The organism is Citrobacter sp. NCU1, assembly GCF_010231475.1.
Classification (GTDB): Bacteria; Pseudomonadota; Gammaproteobacteria; order Enterobacterales; family Enterobacteriaceae; genus Citrobacter_D.
Genome location: NZ_NRDO01000002.1, coordinates 64,168 through 83,235 on the forward strand (window position 1 = coordinate 64,168; position 19,068 = coordinate 83,235).

The window sequence follows — 19,068 nt, forward strand, 5'->3', positions numbered from 1 at the left end:
GCTTATCCGGCTTTTTGTTGGCCCGGTAAGCGACAGCGCCACCGGGCAATCTACGTCACGCGTTATACGCATTCTCGCCGTGACTGTTGACATCCAGCCCTTCGCGCTCTTGTTCTTCCGGTACGCGCAGCCCCACGGTTAAATCCGCCAGTTTGTAACCGATAAACGCGACCACGCCGGACCAGAGGATCGTAATGCCGATACTTTCTAACTGCACCAGCACCTGATGCCCCATCGTGACGCCTTCAGCAAACCCCACGCCGCCAAGCGAGCGAGAGGCGAAAACCCCAGTCAGGATACAACCGACGATCCCACAGACGCCGTGAACGCCAAACACATCACAAGGATCGTCAACACGCAGCAGGCGTTTAAGCATGGTCACGCCCCATAATCCTGCCAGACCCGCCACCACGCCAATAATTAGCGCGCCGCCGACACCGATGTAACCGCAGGCTGGCGTGACCCCAACCAGACCGGCAATCGCGCCAGAACAGGCCCCCAGCAGAGACGGTTTACCGCGCAACGCCCATTCGCCAAATATCCATCCAAGGATAGCCGCCGCCGTTGCCACCACGGTATTGACGAAAGCCAGCGCCGCAATCTCATTCGCCGCACTGGCGGAACCAGCGTTAAAGCCAAACCAGCCAACATACAGAATTGCCGTACCGGTAAAGACCATCGGCAGGTTATGCGGTTTAAACGCCTCTTTGCCAAAACCGACGCGTTTGCCAATCAGATAAGCCCCAACCAGACCGGCAATCGCGGCGTTAATATGCACCACGGTGCCGCCCGCAAAATCCAGCGCGCCATGAGATGCCAGCAAACCGCCGCCCCACACCATGTGCGCAATAGGAATGTAGGAAAGCGTCAGCCAGACCACGACGAAAATCAGCACCGCCGAAAAACGAATGCGCTCAGCCAGTGCCCCCACGATCAGCCCAACAGTGATGCAGGCGAACGATCCCTGGAACGCAACGTGAATATATTGATAGAAACTGCCCATCACCGCCGTGAGTTCAATATTCTTCAGCATCGTCCAGTGGAAGTTACCGAAGAAATTGTTGCCTTCACCGAAGGCCAGCGAATAGCCGTAAACCACCCATAAAATACAGACCAGCGCGAACGTCACGGTGACCTGCGTGAGCATTGACAGCACGTTCTTTCCACGAATCAAACCACCGTAGAACAGGGCAATGCCGGGGATCGTCATGAACAGCACCAGCGCGGTACAAATCATCATAAAGGCGTTATCGGCTTTGTCGGCAACGGCGGGAGCCGCCATCGCCAGACCTGGCAGCAGCGCCAGTGAAACCAGGCCCGTTTTCATCGTTGCTATCTTCATTTTTTTCGTTCCTATCACTGTGTAGCCTGAAAGTTACAGTGCCGCTTCGTCGGTTTCACCGGTACGAATACGAATGACGCGTTGCAGTTCAGCAACGAAAATTTTGCCGTCGCCAATTTTTCCGGTCCATGCAGACTTGCTGATGATATCGATCACCTCCTCAAGCTGATCGTCAGCGATGGCCACATCAATTTTTACCTTTGGTAGAAAGTTGACGCTGTATTCCGCGCCGCGGTACAGCTCGGCATGCCCTTTCTGACGCCCAAAACCTTTCACTTCAGTGACCGTCAACCCCTGAATGCCTATAGAAGACAGCGCTTCACGAACGTCTTCCAGTTTGAACGGTTTGATTACCACGGTAACCAGCTTCATAGATCCCCTCCTGTCAGAAATGGGTAATAACTGCAGCGACACGAGAGATCTGTTGCAAGGGGTGTGCCACATTGCGAAATGAGCCAATCCGGCAGGTGATTGCACAAAAAACAGGCAACAAAGCAAGGGGGGAGAAATGTGATGTGCGTCGAAAGCGAAGCGGGGAACAAAAAACGCACCATGCCAGTGCATGATGCGTTTCATTTTTGCACCACCCGCGAGAGTAGCGGGCAACGCTGGTGCATCAGGCGTTAAGCGATTCCTCGCGCGCGCTGGCGGCCAGCTCTTCCCCGGCCAGTTGTAATTGGTACATTTGCCAGTAACGTCCCTGCGCTGCGAGCAATTGTTGATGAGTGCCTCGCTCAACCGCCTGTCCGCGATGCAGCACCAGAATGGTGTCGGCCTCGACGATTGTCGATAACCGGTGTGCAATCACCACCAGCGTCGTGTGTTCACGCACGGCCGCCAGCGCCTGCTGAATCGCTTGTTCGGTCCCCGAGTCGATGCTGGCCGTTGCTTCATCCAGGATAAGCACCTGCGGCGTCTCAACCAACACGCGCGCCAGCGCCAGGAGTTGCTTTTGCCCTACGGACAAGGTGTTTCCCTGCTCGCCCAGACGCGTATGGATACCGTCGCTCAGGCCGCGTGCCAGTTCCGCCAGTTGGACCGTTTCCAGTGCCTGCCAGACGCGCGCTTCGGAGATATCGCGACCCAGCGTGACGTTTGCCAGGAAAGTGTCCGCCATCACGACCGGGTCCTGCTGCACCATCGCCACCCCCTGACGCAGAACGCTGTGACCCAGCGTAGAGAGTGGCCGCCCGTCAAGACGGATCTCACCCTGAGTCAGCGGATAATAGCCCATCAACAGGCTGGCGAGCGTACTCTTACCGCTCCCGGTATGCCCGACCAATGCCACAAAACTGCGGGACGGCACTGACAGACTGACATCCTGTAGTACCAGATTATTGTCGCGGTAGGAGAAAGAGACATGGTCAACATCAATGCTCCCGGTCTGTAGCGGCCTGTTATCGTCACCGTAACGCTGACGGGGGCCATCCATCAGTTCAAAAACGCGCTCCCCCGCCACCACCGCCTGCTGCAACATGGATTGTTGCGTCGTCAATTCAATCAACGGCTCGTTCAGCCGCCCGAGGTAGCTAATAAACGCATATAGCACCCCAACTTCAATGGTGCCTGCCGAGGTAAAGCTGAACAACATCAGCAGCCCACACAGAATCAACGCCGAGAAAAGACTCAGCAACGGGCGCAGTAAAAAGCCATCCAGCCTCAGGGTTTGCATCCGCGCCATATAGTGAGAACGGCTGGCCTCCCCCATGCGCTCGCCAAAGCGCGCCTGTTGGCGAAACTGCTGAATGACGCTCATGCCGTTAATGACTTCATTGAAACCGTCATTGATATCCGCCAGATACGCTCGCACACGGCGGACGATCGGCGTGCTGTAGCGCTGGTAAATCACCATCACCACCAGCACGGCAGGAAAAATCGCCATCGCCACCAACGCCATGCGCCAGTCCAGGCTGAACATCGCCACCAACATTGCGCCAATCAGCGCGGCGCTACGCAACACCGTCGCCACAACCGTGACGTATAGGTCGCGGATCACTTCGGTGTCATTGGTCACCCGGGAGATCAACTGCCCGACGGGTTGAGTGTCAAACTCACTCAGCGGCTGGCGGAGCGCAGCATCCATCACGTCGGTACGCAGTTGTTGCACGACGCCAACAGCGGCCTGATTAAATAACAGCGACTGCGCATAATGCAGGCCGGCCGCCAGCAACTGTAAGCCAATGTAGGCCGCGACCAACCCCGCCACCATTGCCAACGGCAGATTGTTTTTCGCCACCAGGTGGTCAATGAAATAGCTGATCAACAGCGGCCCGCTGACCTCTGCCGCCGCGGCGACCCAGAGCATAACCACTGCAATGGCCAGCGGTTTTCGCCACGGAGAACCGTACGCCAACAACCTTTTTAGCGTTGGCCATAACTGTCCAAAACTACGCATTCGCCGCCTCCTCTGGCATTTCAGGGGCGTCCGTCAGCGCGGCCTCTAACTGCTGATAGCGGTACATGTCGCGATACCAACCGGATTGCAGAACCAAATCGTCATGCTCGCCTCGCTGAGCAATGTGCCCATGCTGCATCACGATAATTTCGCTGGCTTCCGTCAGAGCGGACAAGCGGTGCGCGCTAATGATCACCGTACGCCCTTCTCCCCACTGGCGCAGATTATGCAAAATCTGATGTTCAGTACGACCATCCACTGCCGACAGGGCATCATCCAGAATCAGGATCTCCGCATTAAGCAGCAACGCACGGGCAATGGAAATACGTTGTTTTTGCCCCCCGGAAAGCATGACCCCACGTTCGCCGACTTCGGTGTCATAACCTTGCGGCAGACGTAAAATGTCCTCATGAACGCTGGCTAAACGTGCCACATGTTCAATTTCATCCTGCGTCGCGTTTGGGCACCCCAGCGCAATGTTGTTGGCGACCGTATCTGAAAACAGGAACGGTGTCTGACTGACCACGGCCAGTCGGCTACGCCAGCTATCCAGTTGCAACTGCGTCAGCGGAATACCGTGAAAACGGATATCGCCTTGGGTGATGTCAAAATGACGCTGGATCAACGAAAGTACCGTACTTTTCCCGGCGCCGGTCGGTCCACAAATCCCCAGCATTTGACCCGGTTTGAGGTGGAAATGGACCTCTTCCAGCGCGGGATGCGCCGCCTGTGGATAACGAAACTCGCCAATCGCCGCCGTCAGTTCACCTCGCCCTTCCGGTACGGGTTCTGTGCCGTCATGTACCACCGGTGCTTCTGCCAGCATGGCGCGAATTCGGCTATAGGCGGCGCTGCCTCGCTCGACGATATTAAACATCCACGCCAGCGCCAGCATCGGCCAAATCATCAGGCCGAGGTACATCATGAAACTGGTCAGTTGTCCGAGCGTTAACGCGCCGTGGACCACCATCCAGCTCCCACCGCCAATCGCCAGCAGGTTTGCCATACCAATGGCGATATAAATCGTCGGATCAAATCGGGCGTCGATACGCGCGACCCGCAGATTTTTCTTACCAGTATCCGCCGCATCGGCGGCAAAAAGCGCTGATTGTCTGTCCTCCAGACCAAACGCTTTGATCATCCGAATGCTGGTCAGGCTCTCCTGAGTCCGATCGTTAAGGCTGGAAAATGCCGCCTGCGCCAGTTTGAAACGATCGTGTAGCCGGTCACCGTAGCGCTTAATCATGAGCGCCATAATCGGCATCGGTAACAAGGCAAACAGCGTCAGTTGCCAGCTGATTTGCGTGGACATCACAATCAATACGGCGCACCCCATAACCAAGGAGTCCACCAGCGTTAGCACCCCTTCCCCGGCGGCAAACACCACACGATCCACGTCATTGGTGGCACGCGCCATTAAATCCCCGGTGCGATGTCGTAGATAAAATTCAGGATGCTGACGACTGAGTTGACGGTAATAATCTTCACGCAACTCAACGGCAAGTTGGTAGGACGCCCCAAACAGCAGAACGCGCCAGACGTAGCGTAATAGATAGACCACGACGGCAATCAGCGCGATGGTTCCCACCCACATCAACACCTGCTGAGAGGTAAAGCGTTGTGCGCTTACGCCATCCACAACGATGCCGACCACCTTAGGCGGGATCAGTTGCAGGATAGCAATGATGATAAGCAAGGCAACTGCACCGAGATAGCGACGCCACTCCCGGCGAAAGTACCAGCTTAATTGAACAAATAATCGCACGTATTCTGTCCTGACATGATTTCCGGCAATCAGTGCCGGGAGAATTATTCAATAGGTAGAGCGGTAGTATATTTAATCTGTTCCATCGCAAAGCTTGATGTGACATCTGACAGTCCGGGAACACTGTTCACCAGACGTTTGTAGAAATCGTCATAGCGTTTCATGTCCGCCACCTGGACCCGCATCAGATAGTCGTATTCACCCGCCATGCGCCAGAAGCCCAGAACTTCCGGCATCTCAGTAACCACGGTCACGAATCGGCAGTACCATTCGCTGCTGTGGTGCTGCGTTTTTATCAACACAAAGGCGGTTAAGCCCAGTCCCAATTTTTCGGGGTCCAGTAACGCGACTTTTCCCACCAGAACGCCGTCATCTTCCAGACGTTTCAGTCGTTTCCAGCAGGGTGTGGTGGTCAGATTAACGGCATCGGCTAACGCCTGCAAAGAGAGGGTACAGTCCTGCTGCAGCAAAGCGAGCAGCTTACGGTCAATTTTATCTAACATGCCCACCTCACAGAGAAGAATTTTCTCCCTACATTCTATTTTAAAGGTTAAATGGCAACAATTTTTTCCGTGCTTTTCGCTAATCTGGGCACAAAATGACAAATGGAAAACACTGATGAATAACGCCTGGGTTAAAAACGCCATTAATGAAATTAACGCTGACTATCAGCGTTCAGCAGACACTCATCTTATCCGGCTGTCGCTGCCTGCGTTTCCGGGAATTCAGCTCTATCTGAAAGATGAAAGCACACACCCTACTGGCAGTTTGAAGCATCGACTGGCGCGTTCACTGTTCCTGTACGGACTGTGCAACGGCTGGATCAAAGAAGGCACGCCAATCATTGAATCATCATCGGGTTCAACCGCCGTTTCCGAGGCGTATTTCGCTCGCCTTCTGGGCCTGCCCTTTATTGCCGTCATGCCTTCCTGTACGGCAAAGCGCAAAGTCGAACAAATAGAGTTTTACGGTGGCCGTTGTCATTTTGTGGAAAGCGCCTGCGAGATTTACGCCGCCTCAGAACAACTGGCGCGTGAACTGAACGGTCACTATATGGATCAGTTCACCTATGCTGAACGCGCTACTGACTGGCGCGGAAATAACAACATTGCCGACAGTATTTTTCGTCAGATGCAGTGCGAACCCAATCCTGTGCCCAGACACATTGTCATGAGCGCAGGCACTGGCGGGACTTCAGCCACCATTGGCCGCTACATTCGCTGCCAGGGCTACGACACGCGTCTGATGGTCGTTGACCCGGAAAACTCGGTCTTTTTACCCTACTGGCAGGAACGTGATGCCGCATTACGCAGTCCGGTCGGCAGCAAAATCGAAGGTATCGGCCGCCCACGCGTAGAACCGTCTTTCATTCCGGATGTGGTGGATGAGATGTTGCGTGTGCCGGATGCTGCCAGCATCGCGACCGCGCACTGGCTGGAAACGCAGTTGGGTCGCAAAGTAGGCGCCTCAACCGGCACCAATATGTGGGGAACACTGCAACTCGCAGTCCGTATGCGCGATGCCGGAGAAACAGGTTCTCTCGTGACGTTGCTGTGTGATAGCGGCGAACGTTATCTCGACACCTACTACAATCCGCAGTGGGTCAGCGCGCATATTGGTGATTTAGCGCCGTGGCAGGCTGAACTTGCCCGGATGCTGAACGTCCGCTAAGTCAGTATAAAAAAAGCCAGACAATGACTGTTCATGTCTGGCTTGCTGGAAGGGATCTCTCATTCGGGGGAATAAGGTAGATGTGGATTATCCAGCCAATGCGTTAAATAGTGAGAGACAGCCTGATTACGGCAATGCCCAATCACTGATAAATGAGGTAGCTCGGCAATCAATTGCGGCATAGCGTTACCCATGATTAAACCGCGGCCAACGCTCCCCAGCATTTCACGATCGTTCATGGCATCGCCAAACGCCATACACTCCGCCAGCGTAAACCCCAGATGATTGCTCAGTACCGTCAGAGCAGCGCCTTTATTGCAACCCAACGGCAAAACTTCCAGGCAATCGACTGCGGAAAAACAGAGGTTTGCCCGCTCGCCCAGCGCGTCGTTCAATTGAATACGAAGCCGGATCAGATCTTCGTGATCGCCACAGAAACAGATCTTCGTCACCTGGTGGGCCGGGATCCGTTTGACATCCACTACGTGATAACGAAATCCGCTATAGACGTGCACATGCAATATCGCCGGGATTTCCTGTCCGGTGAACCAGCCGTTGTCATTGAAAATGTGCATACTGGCCTGCGTGTCCCACGCCTGATGCAGCACAATATCTGCGATATCTGGGTCAAGATCCTGGCGATGCAACACCTCTCCCTCCAGCGAATGAACTCGCGTACCGTTGCCGGTTATCAGGAACGCATCCAGTGAAAAGGTCCCCAAAATATGCTGCATCTCCAGCACATGGCGACCCGTCGCAAAGGTCAGGGTAATGTCACGTTCGCGCAAGCGCGCCAGTGTTGAAAGGGTTTCATCGCCCAAATGGTGGTTTGGCATCAGTAGTGTGCCATCCATATCAAATGCTGCCAGACGAGCCATCTCTTTCCCCACTCTGTGACACGGTTAACTTGTGGTTCAGTATTACCTGAGATATACGGAAGTAATAGTGAATATATAAAAGGAATTGTTCCGGGTTTATGCGACTTCTCAATCGACTCAACCAGTACCAGCGCCTTTGGCAGCCTTCTGCCGGTGAAGCTCAGTTTGTTACTGTGAGCGAACTGGCAGAACGCTGTTTTTGTAGCGAACGTCATGTACGGACACTGCTTCGCCAGTCGCAGGAAGCAGGATGGTTGACGTGGGCGTCGCAGTCCGGGCGCGGAAAACGAGGGCAACTCCGTTTTTTGGTCACACCCGAATCATTGCGCAATACCATGATGGAGCAGGCGCTGGAGAAAGGGCAGCAACTCAATGTGCTGGAGCTGGCGCAACTGGCACCGGGCGAACTACGCGCCATGTTGCAACCGTTTATGGGGGGGCAATGGCAAAACGATACGCCAACTCTGCGTATTCCCTATTATCGTCCTCTTGATCCGCTCCACCCAGGATTCCTCCCCGGGCGCGCTGAACAACATCTTGCCGGGCAGATTTTCTCCGGATTAACCCGCTTTGACAGTCATACTCAGCGTCCTTGCGGAGACCTGGCGCATCACTGGGATGTCTCCCACGAGGGGTTACGCTGGGATTTTTACATTCGCTCGACACTTTACTGGCACAATGGCGATCCAGTGGCAACCTCGCAGCTCCATGAACGGTTACTCATGCTGCTCAATCTCCCGGCGCTCAATAAGTTGTTTATTAGCGTGAAGCGTATTGAGGTAAGCCACCCGCAATGTCTGACGTTCATTTTGCATCGTCCTGATTACTGGCTGGCGCACCGCCTGGCGAGCTACTGCAGCCTTCTGGCGCATCCGCAGCAACCGCTGGTCGGTACCGGCCCTTTCCGGCTGGCGTTATTTACACCAGAGCTCGTCCGCCTTGAGAGTCACGATCATTTTCACCGGAGTCACCCGCTGTTAAAGGCGGTTGAATACTGGATAACACCGCAGCTTTTCGCACAAGACCTGGGGACCAGTTGCCGCCACCCAGTGCAGATAGCGATCGGAAAGCGGGAAGAACTGACCACGCTCAGCCAGGTGAGCAGCGGCATCAGCCTCGGATTTTGCTATTTAACACTCAAGAAAGGGCCGAGGCTGAGTGTGCAACAGGCGAGAAGATTGGTGGATATCATCCATCACACATCGCTACTGCAAACATTGCCTGTTGATGAAAACCTGATTACACCGAGCCAGGCGTTGCTGCCCAACTGGACCATGCCCCAGTGGGAAGGTCTGGAGGAGGTAGAACTGCCGGAAAAACTCACGCTGGTCTACCATCTGCCCGTTGAACTGCATACCATGGCAGAACAGCTCAAGCACTATCTGGCCACGCTCGGTTGTGAATTAACGCTTATTTTTCATAATGCCAAAAACTGGGATAACAGCGCTATTCTGGCGGATGCCGATTTGATGATGGGCGACAGACTCATTGGCGAAGCGCCAGAGTACACGCTTGAGCAATGGCTACGCTGCGATCCGCTCTGGCCGCATGTCTTAGACGCTCCGGCTTATTCCCATCTACAGGCAACGCTGGATGCGCTACAGATTCAGCCCGACGAAGGCGATCGTTATGCCGCACTTGCGCAGGTGTTCGCAAATCTGATGAATGATGCCACGCTCACACCGCTCTTCAATTATCACTATCGTATTAGCGCGCCACCGGGCGTCAATGGGGTCCGACTGAACGCACGAGGCTGGTTTGACTTCACCGAAGCCTGGTTGCCTCCCCCGCGTCATGAAGAAGCTGGTCGGCATCCCCCTCAGACGCTACCATAGCGTTTTATCATTTGTCAGGATAATCCATGAAACGTGCCGTCGTAGTATTCAGTGGGGGTCAGGACTCCACAACCTGCCTGGCGCAAGCACTACATCAATATGATGAAGTCCATTGCGTCACCTTTGATTATGGTCAGCGGCATCGCGCTGAGATTGATGTGGCACGTGACCTGGCCTTAAAACTCGGTGCCCGTTCGCACAAAGTGCTCGATGTAACGCTACTGAACGAACTGGCAATCAGCAGCCTGACGCGCGACAACATTCCAGTACCGGATTACGAACCGGACGCGGAGGGTATTCCCAACACCTTCGTGCCCGGGCGCAATATTCTGTTTTTGACGCTGGCGGCCATCTACGCCTACCAGGTAAAAGCCGGGGCCGTGATCACCGGTGTTTGTGAAACGGATTTCTCCGGTTACCCGGATTGCCGCGATGAGTTTGTCAAAGCACTCAATCACGCTGTTAGCCTGGGGATGGCAAAGGATATCCGCTTTGAAACACCATTAATGTGGCTTGATAAAGCCGAAACCTGGGCGCTGGCCGATTACTGGGGCAAACTGGATCTTGTCCGTCAGGAGACGTTGACGTGCTATAACGGGATCAAAGGCGACGGTTGTGGACACTGTGCCGCCTGTACCCTGCGAGCTAACGGACTGACCCATTATCTGGCGGATAAACCCGCAGTCATGGCGGCGATGAAGCAGAAAACCGGGCTGAAGTAATATCCGTCGGTTTTGCCAAATGACAACGTAAATACCTTATCCGGCCTACTCGTTACGCAAGATGAACATGTAGGCCTGATAAGCGCAGCGCCATCAGGCAATAAGACGTTACTTCACCATCTTCTCCAGCTTTTCGCGTAACTCCCCCTCCAGAGGTAGCGCTTTCTGCGTTTTCAAATCAATACACACAAAGGTAATCTGCGCATCCACCACAACTTGCCCCTCTGGCTCCAGTGTAATGACCTGGCTTAACACACCACTCTTACCGTTGATTTGCTGCACCTGACTGGTAACGGTAAGCAGATCACTCAGCACCGCCGGGCGACGGTAGTTAATATTGATGTTTACCACCACAAAAGCGATGTTATGCGCCGTCATCCACTGAAAGCTGTCGCTGTTTTCCAGGCCATCCCAGCGCGCCTCTTCCAGAAACTCAAGATAGCGGGCATTGTTGACATGCTGATAGACATCAAGATGATAACCACGGACTTTAATCTGTGTTTGCATAGCGCAGGAACCTTAGTTTATTTTTTTCGAAAAGATGACTGTATAGAGGCCACAACTGGTATGACCTCTATAGCATGGCAAATTTTTGCCACTACGCAAGTGATTAAAGTGTTAAAACCGCCAGGTTACGTTCCACCAGCGAACTCCCCATCCCAGGCACCTGTTTTAAATCATCAACCGTTTTAAACGGCCCGTATTCTTCCCGATAACTGACGATGGCCTGTGCCTTTTTCAACCCAACGCCATTCATTGCCCTCGCTAACTCCTCTGCTGACGCGGTATTAATACTCACCCGGGTGCCCTCGTCATCACTGGCTTTCGCAGGGAGTGACGCTTTAGTTTGCGCCGTAGCAGGTGCGTCAGCCTTCGTTTGTACTGCCGGATTTTTTGCCGCTGACTCGGCGGCCAGTGCGCTGCCTGTCACTCCAGTACAGGTCAGAGACAGCGCTACCAGCAAAGTTTTGATTCCACGTTTCATACTGTTTCTCCTTGTTTATTAACAGCAAAGCCACGATAACGGGTCGAAGAAACAGGGACAAATGGCAAATATCAGAAATGGAAAAGGCCGCGAAAGCGGCCTTTGAGGATTACAACTTTTTGCAAATTTCTGCGAAGCGTCTCGATTACTGCTGCTGTTCCAGCGCATCACCGACTTTAATTTTCGCCGCTTTACGCAGGTTACTCATCAGCGCTTCAAAGACAATTTGAGCGTTGTTCTGGGTGATCCCCTGAACCATCGCTTTTTTCTGTTCTTCCGGCATTGAACCCGCTTTCACGGCATCCAGCGCCAGCAGAACCACATTACCTTGCATATCATTGGCAACACCGTAGACCGGCTTATCTTTCGCAGGCAGGCTCAGACCAAACGCGGCCTGACTCACCGGATCCTGACCCGTACGGCTCAGCGTTTTAGACTCACCGAAGCTCAGACCTGCCGCTTTCATCGCCTCATTGCCTTTACCGGCTTTCAGCTCAACCAGCAGTTTGTCCGCATCTAGCTTCGCCTGTTGCACCGCTTTGTTGTGCTTAACAAGCGCAGTCACCTGTTCCTTCACCTCAGCCAACGGTTTAACCGCTTCTGGTTTGTGCTCAGCAACACGCAGTACAAAAGCACGATCGCCATCGACGGTGATGATGTCGGAGTTGTTACCCGGCGTACCGTTCTGTCCCACCAGGCCGCCATTAAAGATAGCATCAGAAACCGGTTTGAAATTCAGTTCTTCCGGCAAGCTATCGCGGTTGAACCAGCCAGTTTCAACGGCTTTCATTCCTGCGGCTTGTTCTGCACCCGCCAGGGATTCGTTGTCATTGCTTGCAGCATCGCTCACTTTCTGCTGCAACGCATAGTACGCATCCAGTGCTTTTTCTTGCTTCACTTTCGCGGCAATGTCGTCGCGCGCTTCGCTCAGCGGTTTAACGTTCGCAGGCTGGATATCATCCAGACGAACGACCAGATAACCGACAGACGATTTGATGACACCGGACAACTGGCCTTTTTCTTTCAGACCGGCATTTTTCAGCTCATCCGGCGTCGTGGCGTCTTCCAGCCACCCCATATCGCCGCCGTTACGGGCAGAAATGATGTCAGCGGATTTTTCTTTCGCCAGGGTAGCAAAGTCACCGCCTTTATTTAGCGCATCCAGTACCGCTTTAGCGTCATCTTCCGTTTTGGTCTGAATGATGCTGTAACGGTTACGCTGCGGTTGAGTGAACTGTTCCTGATGCTGGTCATAATAAGCCTGGATATCGGCATCGCTGGCCGTCTCCTGCATCGCAGCGGCATCCAGCTTGATGTAGCTCACGCGGAACTGCTCCGGCGTCATAAAGTTATTTTTATTCTGCTCGTAGTAGCTGGAAACTTCCTGATCAGTAACCTGCTGCTTCGCCGCAAGGGCATTCACATCGATAGTCGCTTCACGAACGACACGCTGCTGGGCAACCAATTCCGCCAGTTCGTCAGTTTCGCCCTTCAGCATAAACTCGGTGCCGGCAACGCCGTTGATCACCTGTTGCGTCGTCAGTTGGTTACGCAGCGCCTGTGCATACTGATCCGCCGTCATTCCCATCTTGTTAACAATCGCATTGTAGCGATCGTTATCAAATTTACCGTCGACCTGGAAGGCTGGCGTTGCGAAAATGGCCTGCTTGACCTGCTCATCACTGATGTTCAGTTTGAGTTCGCGGGAATACTGATCCAGCAGGGCTTCGTCGATAAGACGATTCAGCGTCTGCTGACGCAGCGTTTTCATGTAGCTTTCGTTCGCCGCCAGTTCAGAGAACTGATCGCCTAACTGTTGCTGCATGCGGTTGCGTTCGTTGTTAAACGCATTCTCAAACTGCCCGCGGCTGATTTCCTGGCCATTCACTTTTGCGGCGTAGTTATTGCCTCCGCCAATCAGGTAACCACTCACGCCGGTCAAAATGAACGACACGATAATGATACCGAAAATAATCTTGAGCACGAGACTGTTAGCAGCCGTGCGTAAGCTGTCCATCATGGTGTAACCACACTCCGCTGTAGGTGATGTATAACCTCACGCAGCATAGCGTTTCCAGAACGCTGCGCGGAAAGGCCTATTGTGACAAGAAACGGGGGCAATTGTCAGCCCACAACGTGTAGAAAGTCCCGGATCACAAATAAAAAAGGCACATCAGCTGATGCGCCCTTGTACTTTGCCACATCCCCTGAGGGGATCACTCTTAGTTTACCGCGTCTTTCAGCGCTTTACCTGCACGGAAACCCGGCACTTTAGCAGCAGCGATGGTGATCTCTTTACCTGTTTGCGGGTTGCGACCAGTACGGGCAGCACGCTCTTTAACAGCAAAAGTACCAAAACCTACCAGTGCAACATCATCCCCTTCTTTCAGAGATTCAGTAACAGAAGCAATAATTGCATCTAACGCACGTCCAGCCGCAGCCTTAGAGATATCAGCCCCTGCAGCAATTTTGTCGATCAGTTGAGATTTATTCACTCTTCTCTTCCTCTTTATAATTTATATCGCACCTGAGTCCTTCAAAGTGCGACCGCGCAGCAGTTATATCAGGCCTGCCATGCCCTTACAACACCCGTTAATGATGGCAGGCCTAATTCAGCATCTAAGTTAGCGATACAAAAAAAGGCTGGCAAGTCCGAAATGGCCTGCCAGCCCTGTTTTTATTAGCGCTCTTTGCGCGAGGTCACTATTTTGCGGTTACAACTTGTATTCCAGAGGGTTCATTTTGCAACGCAAGCGTCAGAACTTCCTCAATACGTTTCACCGGATGAATATCAAGATCGGCAATAACGTTATCCGGAATCTCTTCCAGGTCACGTTTATTTTCGTCAGGAATTAACACCGTCTTGATCCCACCACGGTGTGCAGCCAGCAGTTTTTCTTTCAAACCACCGATAGGCAGTACCTGACCACGCAGGGTGATCTCACCCGTCATCGCCACGTCGGCGCGAACCGGGTTACCGGTCAGGCAGGAAACCAGGGCTGTACACATCGCAATACCGGCACTCGGACCGTCTTTCGGCGTCGCACCTTCGGGTACGTGAACGTGGATATCGCGTTTCTCGTAAAAGTCCGGATTAATACCCAGTTTTTCCGCCCGCGCGCGCACCACAGTCAACGCAGCCTGAATGGATTCCTGCATGACTTCGCCCAGAGAACCCGTATAGGTGAGTTTCCCTTTCCCCGGTACACAGGCCGTTTCGATGGTCAGCAGATCGCCGCCCACTTCAGTCCATGCCAGACCCGTCACCTGCCCCACGCGATTTTCACTGTCCGCGCGACCATAGTCGAAGCGTTGTACGCCGAGGTAGTCGTGCAGATTGTCGCCATTGATCACAATGTGTTTCAGTGACTTATCCAGCAGCAACTGTTTAACGGCTTTACGGCACAATTTGGAGATTTCACGCTCCAGGCTACGCACGCCCGCTTCACGGGTGTAGTAGCGAATAATGCCAATAATGGCGCTATCATCGACCGTCAGTTCGCCTTTTTTCAGTGCGTTACGCTCAATTTGCTTCGGCAGCAGGTGACGTTTCGCAATGTTCAGTTTCTCGTCTTCGGTATAACCGGACAGACGAATCACTTCCATACGATCCAGCAGCGGCGCCGGAATGTTCATGGAGTTAGAGGTTGCGACAAACATCACGTCACTGAGATCGTAGTCCACTTCCAGGTAGTGATCGCTGAACGCCACGTTCTGCTCAGGATCCAACACCTCAAGCAGTGCAGACGCCGGATCGCCGCGCATGTCGGATGACATTTTGTCGATCTCATCAAGCAGGAACAGCGGGTTTTTCACCCCCACTTTCGCCATCTTTTGGATCAGTTTGCCCGGCATAGAACCGATATACGTACGACGGTGGCCGCGAATTTCGGCTTCGTCACGTACACCACCCAACGCCATACGAATGTATTTGCGCCCGGTTGCTTTCGCAATGGACTGACCCAGAGAGGTTTTACCTACCCCCGGCGGTCCAACCAGACACAGGATTGGCCCCTTGATTTTGTTCACACGGCTTTGGACCGCGAGGTACTCAAGGATGCGGTCTTTCACGCGCTCCAGACCGTAATGGTCGGTGTCGAGGATTTCTTGCGCCTGACGTAGATCTTTTTTGACCTTGCTACGCGCATTCCACGGTACCTGAACCATCCAGTCAATGTAGCCGCGCACCACGGTCGCTTCCGCCGACATCGGAGACATCATTTTCAGCTTCTGCAGTTCTGCTTCCGCTTTCTCTTTTGCCTCTTTCGGCATTTTCGCCGCGTCGATTTTACGCTTCAGCGCTTCGTTTTCATCCGGCGCGTCGTCCATCTCGCCGAGCTCTTTCTGAATGGCTTTCATTTGCTCGTTCAGATAGTACTCGCGCTGAGATTTCTCCATCTGCTTTTTCACGCGGTTGCGAATACGCTTCTCAACCTGCAGCAGATCGATTTCGGATTCCATCATCGCCATCAGATATTCCAGACGTTCGTTGACGTCGGACATTTCCAGCACAGATTGCTTGTCTGCCAGTTTCAGCGGCATGTGGGCAGCGATGGTGTCAGCCAGACGGGCAGGATCGTCAATACTATTGAGCGATGTCAGCACTTCTGGCGGAATTTTTTTGTTCAGTTTGATATAGCCTTCAAACTGGCTAATTGCGGTACGTACCAGCACTTCTTGCTCGCGCTCGTCAATGGCTGGCGACTCAAGGTACTCCGCCTTTGCGGAGAAATGCTCGCCATTGTCAGACAGTGCAGAAATACGCGCGCGCTGTAACCCCTCGACCAGCACTTTTACGGTACCGTCAGGGAGTTTCAGCATTTGCAAAATAGAGGCCACGGTCCCGACGGTGAAAAGATCGTTTACACCCGGCTCATCCGTTGATGCTTCTTTCTGGGCGACCAGCATGATTTTTTTATCATGGTCCATAGCCGCTTCCAGACAACGGATAGATTTTTCCCGCCCTACAAATAAGGGTATGACCATGTGCGGATAAACCACCACATCGCGCAACGGCAATACGGGGATTTCAATGCGTTCAGAACGCTCAGGATTCATAGAGCTCTCTCTTAGTTTAGTGTCCGCCAGGTAATCTGGTTATGTGACTGTGTTTCACACGACCATTAACATGTAAGCAGTATATGGGGATGTTTCCCACACATTCAACGGCGTGTTTACAGGAAAAATAAAAGGGGGGATAAAATCCCCCCTTTTTGATTAACTGATTGTATGAAATGGCTAATTATTCACCAGAGGCTTGCTGCGCTTCTGGCTTACCATAAATCAGCAACGGCTTAGTCTGGCCGTCGATGACGGACTCATCGATCACCACTTTTTCAACATCTTCCATTGAAGGCAGATCATACATCGTGTCGAGCAGAGCAGCTTCTACGATAGAACGCAGGCCACGCGCCCCCGTTTTACGCGCCATCGCTTTACGGGCAATAGCATCCAGCGCTTCATCACGGAACTCTAAATCCACACCTTCGAGATTAAACAGCGCCTGATACTGCTTGGTCAGCGCGTTTTTCGGCTCTTTCAGAATTTGGATCAGCGCTTCTTCGCTCAGTTCGTTCAGCGTTGCGACCACCGGCAAACGACCAATGAACTCAGGGATTAGACCGAATTTGATCAGATCTTCTGGCTCAACCTGCGACAGCAGTTCACCTTCGCTGGCCTTATCGGATTTCGCTTTCACGGTCGCGCCAAAACCAATGCCCGAGCCTGTTTCAACGCGATGGGAGATAACCTTATCCAGCCCGGCAAACGCACCACCACAGATAAACAGAATCTTAGAGGTATCAACCTGCAAGAATTCCTGCTGCGGATGTTTACGACCACCCTGCGGCGGAACGGCGGCGACCGTCCCTTCGATCAGTTTCAGCAGTGCCTGCTGTACGCCTTCACCGGAAACATCACGGGTAATAGACGGGTTGTCTGATTTACGGGAAATTTTGTCGATTTCATCGATATAGACAATACCGCGCTGTGCTTTCTGTACGTCGTAATCGCATTTCTGCAACAACTTCTGAATGATGTTCTCAACATCCTCACCCACATAACCCGCTTCGGTCAGGGTGGTGGCGTCTGCCATGGTGAACGGTACGTCCAGCAGACGCGCCAGCGTTTCGGCCAGCAACGTTTTCCCGGAACCCGTAGGACCAATCAGCAGAATGTTACTTTTGCCCAACTCGACGCCATTGCTGGTGTCGCCGTTACGCAGACGTTTGTAATGGTTGTATACCGCGACCGCCAGCACTTTTTTCGCCTGCTCCTGGCCGATAACATAATCGTCCAGGTGATTGCGAATTTCATGCGGCGTCGGCAGCGCACTACGCTCACGGTGCGGTGCCACTTCCTTAATCTCTTCGCGAATGATGTCGTTACATAAATCGACACATTCGTCGCAGATATACACGGATGGACCGGCGATCAGCTTACGCACTTCATGCTGGCTTTTGCCGCAAAAAGAGCAGTACAACAATTTGCCCGAGCCATCTTTGCGTTTATCTGTCATGAGTCAAAACCTCTTCTTTGTTCTTTGTGCCGCACACGACGACGCAAATGCCATTCTCAGGCGCAAGTCGCTTGTCAGCGTTGTGCCGCCCTTAGATATTATAGCGGCACACTTGCGCCCTGGGCATCAATTACGATGGGTCAAAATCGAGTCGACTAATCCATACTCCACCGCTTCAGAAGCGGAGAGGAAGCGATCGCGCTCAGTATCACGTTCAATCTGCTCAAGAGATTGACCTGTATGGTGCGCCATAAGTTCATTCATGCGCCCTTTCACTTTCAGAATTTCACGGGCATGAATTTCAATATCCGTCGCCTGGCCCTGGTAACCGCCCAGAGGCTGGTGGATCATGACGCGAGAATTCGGCAGGCAGAAACGTTTACCTTTTGCGCCTGCAGTCAGCAAAAACGCCCCCATTGAGCACGCCTGACCCATACAAATGGTGCTAACGTCCGGCTTAATGAACTGCATGGTGTCATAAATAGACATCCCTGCGGTAATCACCCCGCCAGGGGAGTTGATGTACAGATAGATATCTTTTTCCGGGTTTTCCGCTTCCAGGAACAGCATCTGCGCCACAATCAGGTTAGCCATGTGATCTTCAACCTGGCCGGTCAGAAAAATGACACGTTCCTTAAGTAGACGAGAATAGATATCAAAAGAGCGCTCACCACGTGAAGTCTGTTCAATGACCATCGGCACCAGCGCCATATGGGGTGCAAAGTTATCTCGTTCGCCGCTGTATGACATTTCCGTCTCCTGGATAAAAAATGAAAAAACCTGCTGTACCGATTGTAACCTTATGGACGGATTATCAGCTAGTCCCTCTGTTATGGGTACGGCATCGCCATAATTCAAGCATAACAATCTTTTGCTGTAACGCTAACACTGAAACGCTGTTTTCGCACTCTTCCCATGCAAAATGCGTGACAAAAAAAAACCCGCCACCGGACGGTGA

At 53.0% G+C, this 19,068-nt stretch carries 16 protein-coding genes; 3 read left to right on the top strand and 13 right to left on the bottom strand.

Annotated features, from left to right (window positions below):
- Positions 1 to 55: 55 nt before the first annotated feature.
- The 5 genes from amtB to decR form a co-directional block, all read right to left on the bottom strand.
- Positions 56 to 1,342 carry an ammonium transporter AmtB gene (gene amtB, locus CJP72_RS00400; protein ID WP_162378931.1) on the bottom strand — a complete coding sequence of 429 codons (1,287 nt, stop codon included), beginning with the start codon at positions 1,340 to 1,342 and terminating at the stop codon, positions 56 to 58.
- Positions 1,343 to 1,375: 33 nt separating this feature from the next.
- Complete coding sequence (gene glnK, locus CJP72_RS00405) at positions 1,376 to 1,714, bottom strand: P-II family nitrogen regulator (RefSeq protein WP_162378932.1); 339 nt, start codon at positions 1,712 to 1,714, stop codon at positions 1,376 to 1,378.
- A gap of 244 nt (positions 1,715 to 1,958) precedes the next feature.
- A complete protein-coding gene (locus CJP72_RS00410) occupies positions 1,959 to 3,737 on the bottom strand; it encodes a SmdB family multidrug efflux ABC transporter permease/ATP-binding protein (RefSeq protein ID WP_162378933.1) in 1,779 nt (592 codons plus the stop codon).
- Positions 3,730 to 5,502: a SmdA family multidrug ABC transporter permease/ATP-binding protein gene (locus CJP72_RS00415; protein WP_162378934.1), complete on the bottom strand. Its 1,773-nt coding sequence runs from the start codon at positions 5,500 to 5,502 to the stop codon at positions 3,730 to 3,732. Before CJP72_RS00415 ends, CJP72_RS00410 begins: the two co-directional genes overlap by 8 nt.
- 44 nt (positions 5,503 to 5,546) lie before the next feature.
- Positions 5,547 to 6,005 (bottom strand): DNA-binding transcriptional regulator DecR, encoded by a 459-nt coding sequence (decR, locus tag CJP72_RS00420; protein ID WP_192611392.1) that lies wholly within the window; start codon positions 6,003 to 6,005, stop codon positions 5,547 to 5,549.
- Between the two features lie 112 nt (positions 6,006 to 6,117).
- Between decR and CJP72_RS00425 the strand changes: the two genes are divergently transcribed.
- Positions 6,118 to 7,173 carry a PLP-dependent cysteine synthase family protein gene (locus CJP72_RS00425; protein WP_162378987.1) on the top strand — a complete coding sequence of 352 codons (1,056 nt, stop codon included), beginning with the start codon at positions 6,118 to 6,120 and terminating at the stop codon, positions 7,171 to 7,173.
- A 59-nt stretch (positions 7,174 to 7,232) separates the two neighbouring features.
- Here CJP72_RS00425 and cof read toward each other — a convergent pair whose 3' ends face one another.
- Positions 7,233 to 8,051, bottom strand: coding sequence for an HMP-PP phosphatase (cof, locus tag CJP72_RS00430; protein WP_162378936.1), 819 nt, complete (start codon positions 8,049 to 8,051; stop codon positions 7,233 to 7,235).
- A 98-nt stretch (positions 8,052 to 8,149) separates the two neighbouring features.
- Between cof and CJP72_RS00435 the strand changes: the two genes are divergently transcribed.
- Entirely contained in the window at positions 8,150 to 9,886 is a 1,737-nt protein-coding gene (locus CJP72_RS00435; protein WP_162378937.1) for an SgrR family transcriptional regulator, read from the top strand.
- Between the two features lie 26 nt (positions 9,887 to 9,912).
- The gene (gene queC / locus CJP72_RS00440) at positions 9,913 to 10,608 is read left to right on the top strand and encodes a 7-cyano-7-deazaguanine synthase QueC (RefSeq protein WP_162378938.1); all 696 of its coding nucleotides are present in this window, start codon (positions 9,913 to 9,915) and stop codon (positions 10,606 to 10,608) included.
- Between the two features lie 108 nt (positions 10,609 to 10,716).
- Here the strand turns inward: queC and CJP72_RS00445 are convergent, their stop codons facing one another.
- The 7 genes from CJP72_RS00445 to clpP form a co-directional block, all read right to left on the bottom strand.
- Entirely contained in the window at positions 10,717 to 11,115 is a 399-nt protein-coding gene (locus CJP72_RS00445) for a YbgC/FadM family acyl-CoA thioesterase (RefSeq protein WP_162378939.1), read from the bottom strand.
- A gap of 103 nt (positions 11,116 to 11,218) precedes the next feature.
- A complete protein-coding gene (locus CJP72_RS00450; protein ID WP_162378940.1) occupies positions 11,219 to 11,593 on the bottom strand; it encodes a helix-hairpin-helix domain-containing protein in 375 nt (124 codons plus the stop codon).
- Between the two features lie 145 nt (positions 11,594 to 11,738).
- A complete protein-coding gene (ppiD, locus tag CJP72_RS00455) occupies positions 11,739 to 13,613 on the bottom strand; it encodes a peptidylprolyl isomerase (RefSeq protein ID WP_162378941.1) in 1,875 nt (624 codons plus the stop codon).
- Between the two features lie 202 nt (positions 13,614 to 13,815).
- A complete protein-coding gene (gene hupB, locus CJP72_RS00460) occupies positions 13,816 to 14,106 on the bottom strand; it encodes a nucleoid-associated protein HU-beta (RefSeq protein WP_219352570.1) in 291 nt (96 codons plus the stop codon).
- 190 nt (positions 14,107 to 14,296) lie between these two features.
- Positions 14,297 to 16,651 carry an endopeptidase La gene (gene lon / locus CJP72_RS00465; protein WP_162378942.1) on the bottom strand — a complete coding sequence of 785 codons (2,355 nt, stop codon included), beginning with the start codon at positions 16,649 to 16,651 and terminating at the stop codon, positions 14,297 to 14,299.
- A gap of 184 nt (positions 16,652 to 16,835) precedes the next feature.
- Positions 16,836 to 18,110: an ATP-dependent protease ATP-binding subunit ClpX gene (clpX, locus tag CJP72_RS00470; protein ID WP_162378943.1), complete on the bottom strand. Its 1,275-nt coding sequence runs from the start codon at positions 18,108 to 18,110 to the stop codon at positions 16,836 to 16,838.
- Positions 18,111 to 18,236: 126 nt separating this feature from the next.
- Entirely contained in the window at positions 18,237 to 18,860 is a 624-nt protein-coding gene (clpP, locus tag CJP72_RS00475; RefSeq protein WP_162378944.1) for an ATP-dependent Clp endopeptidase proteolytic subunit ClpP, read from the bottom strand.
- Positions 18,861 to 19,068: the final 208 nt, after the last annotated feature.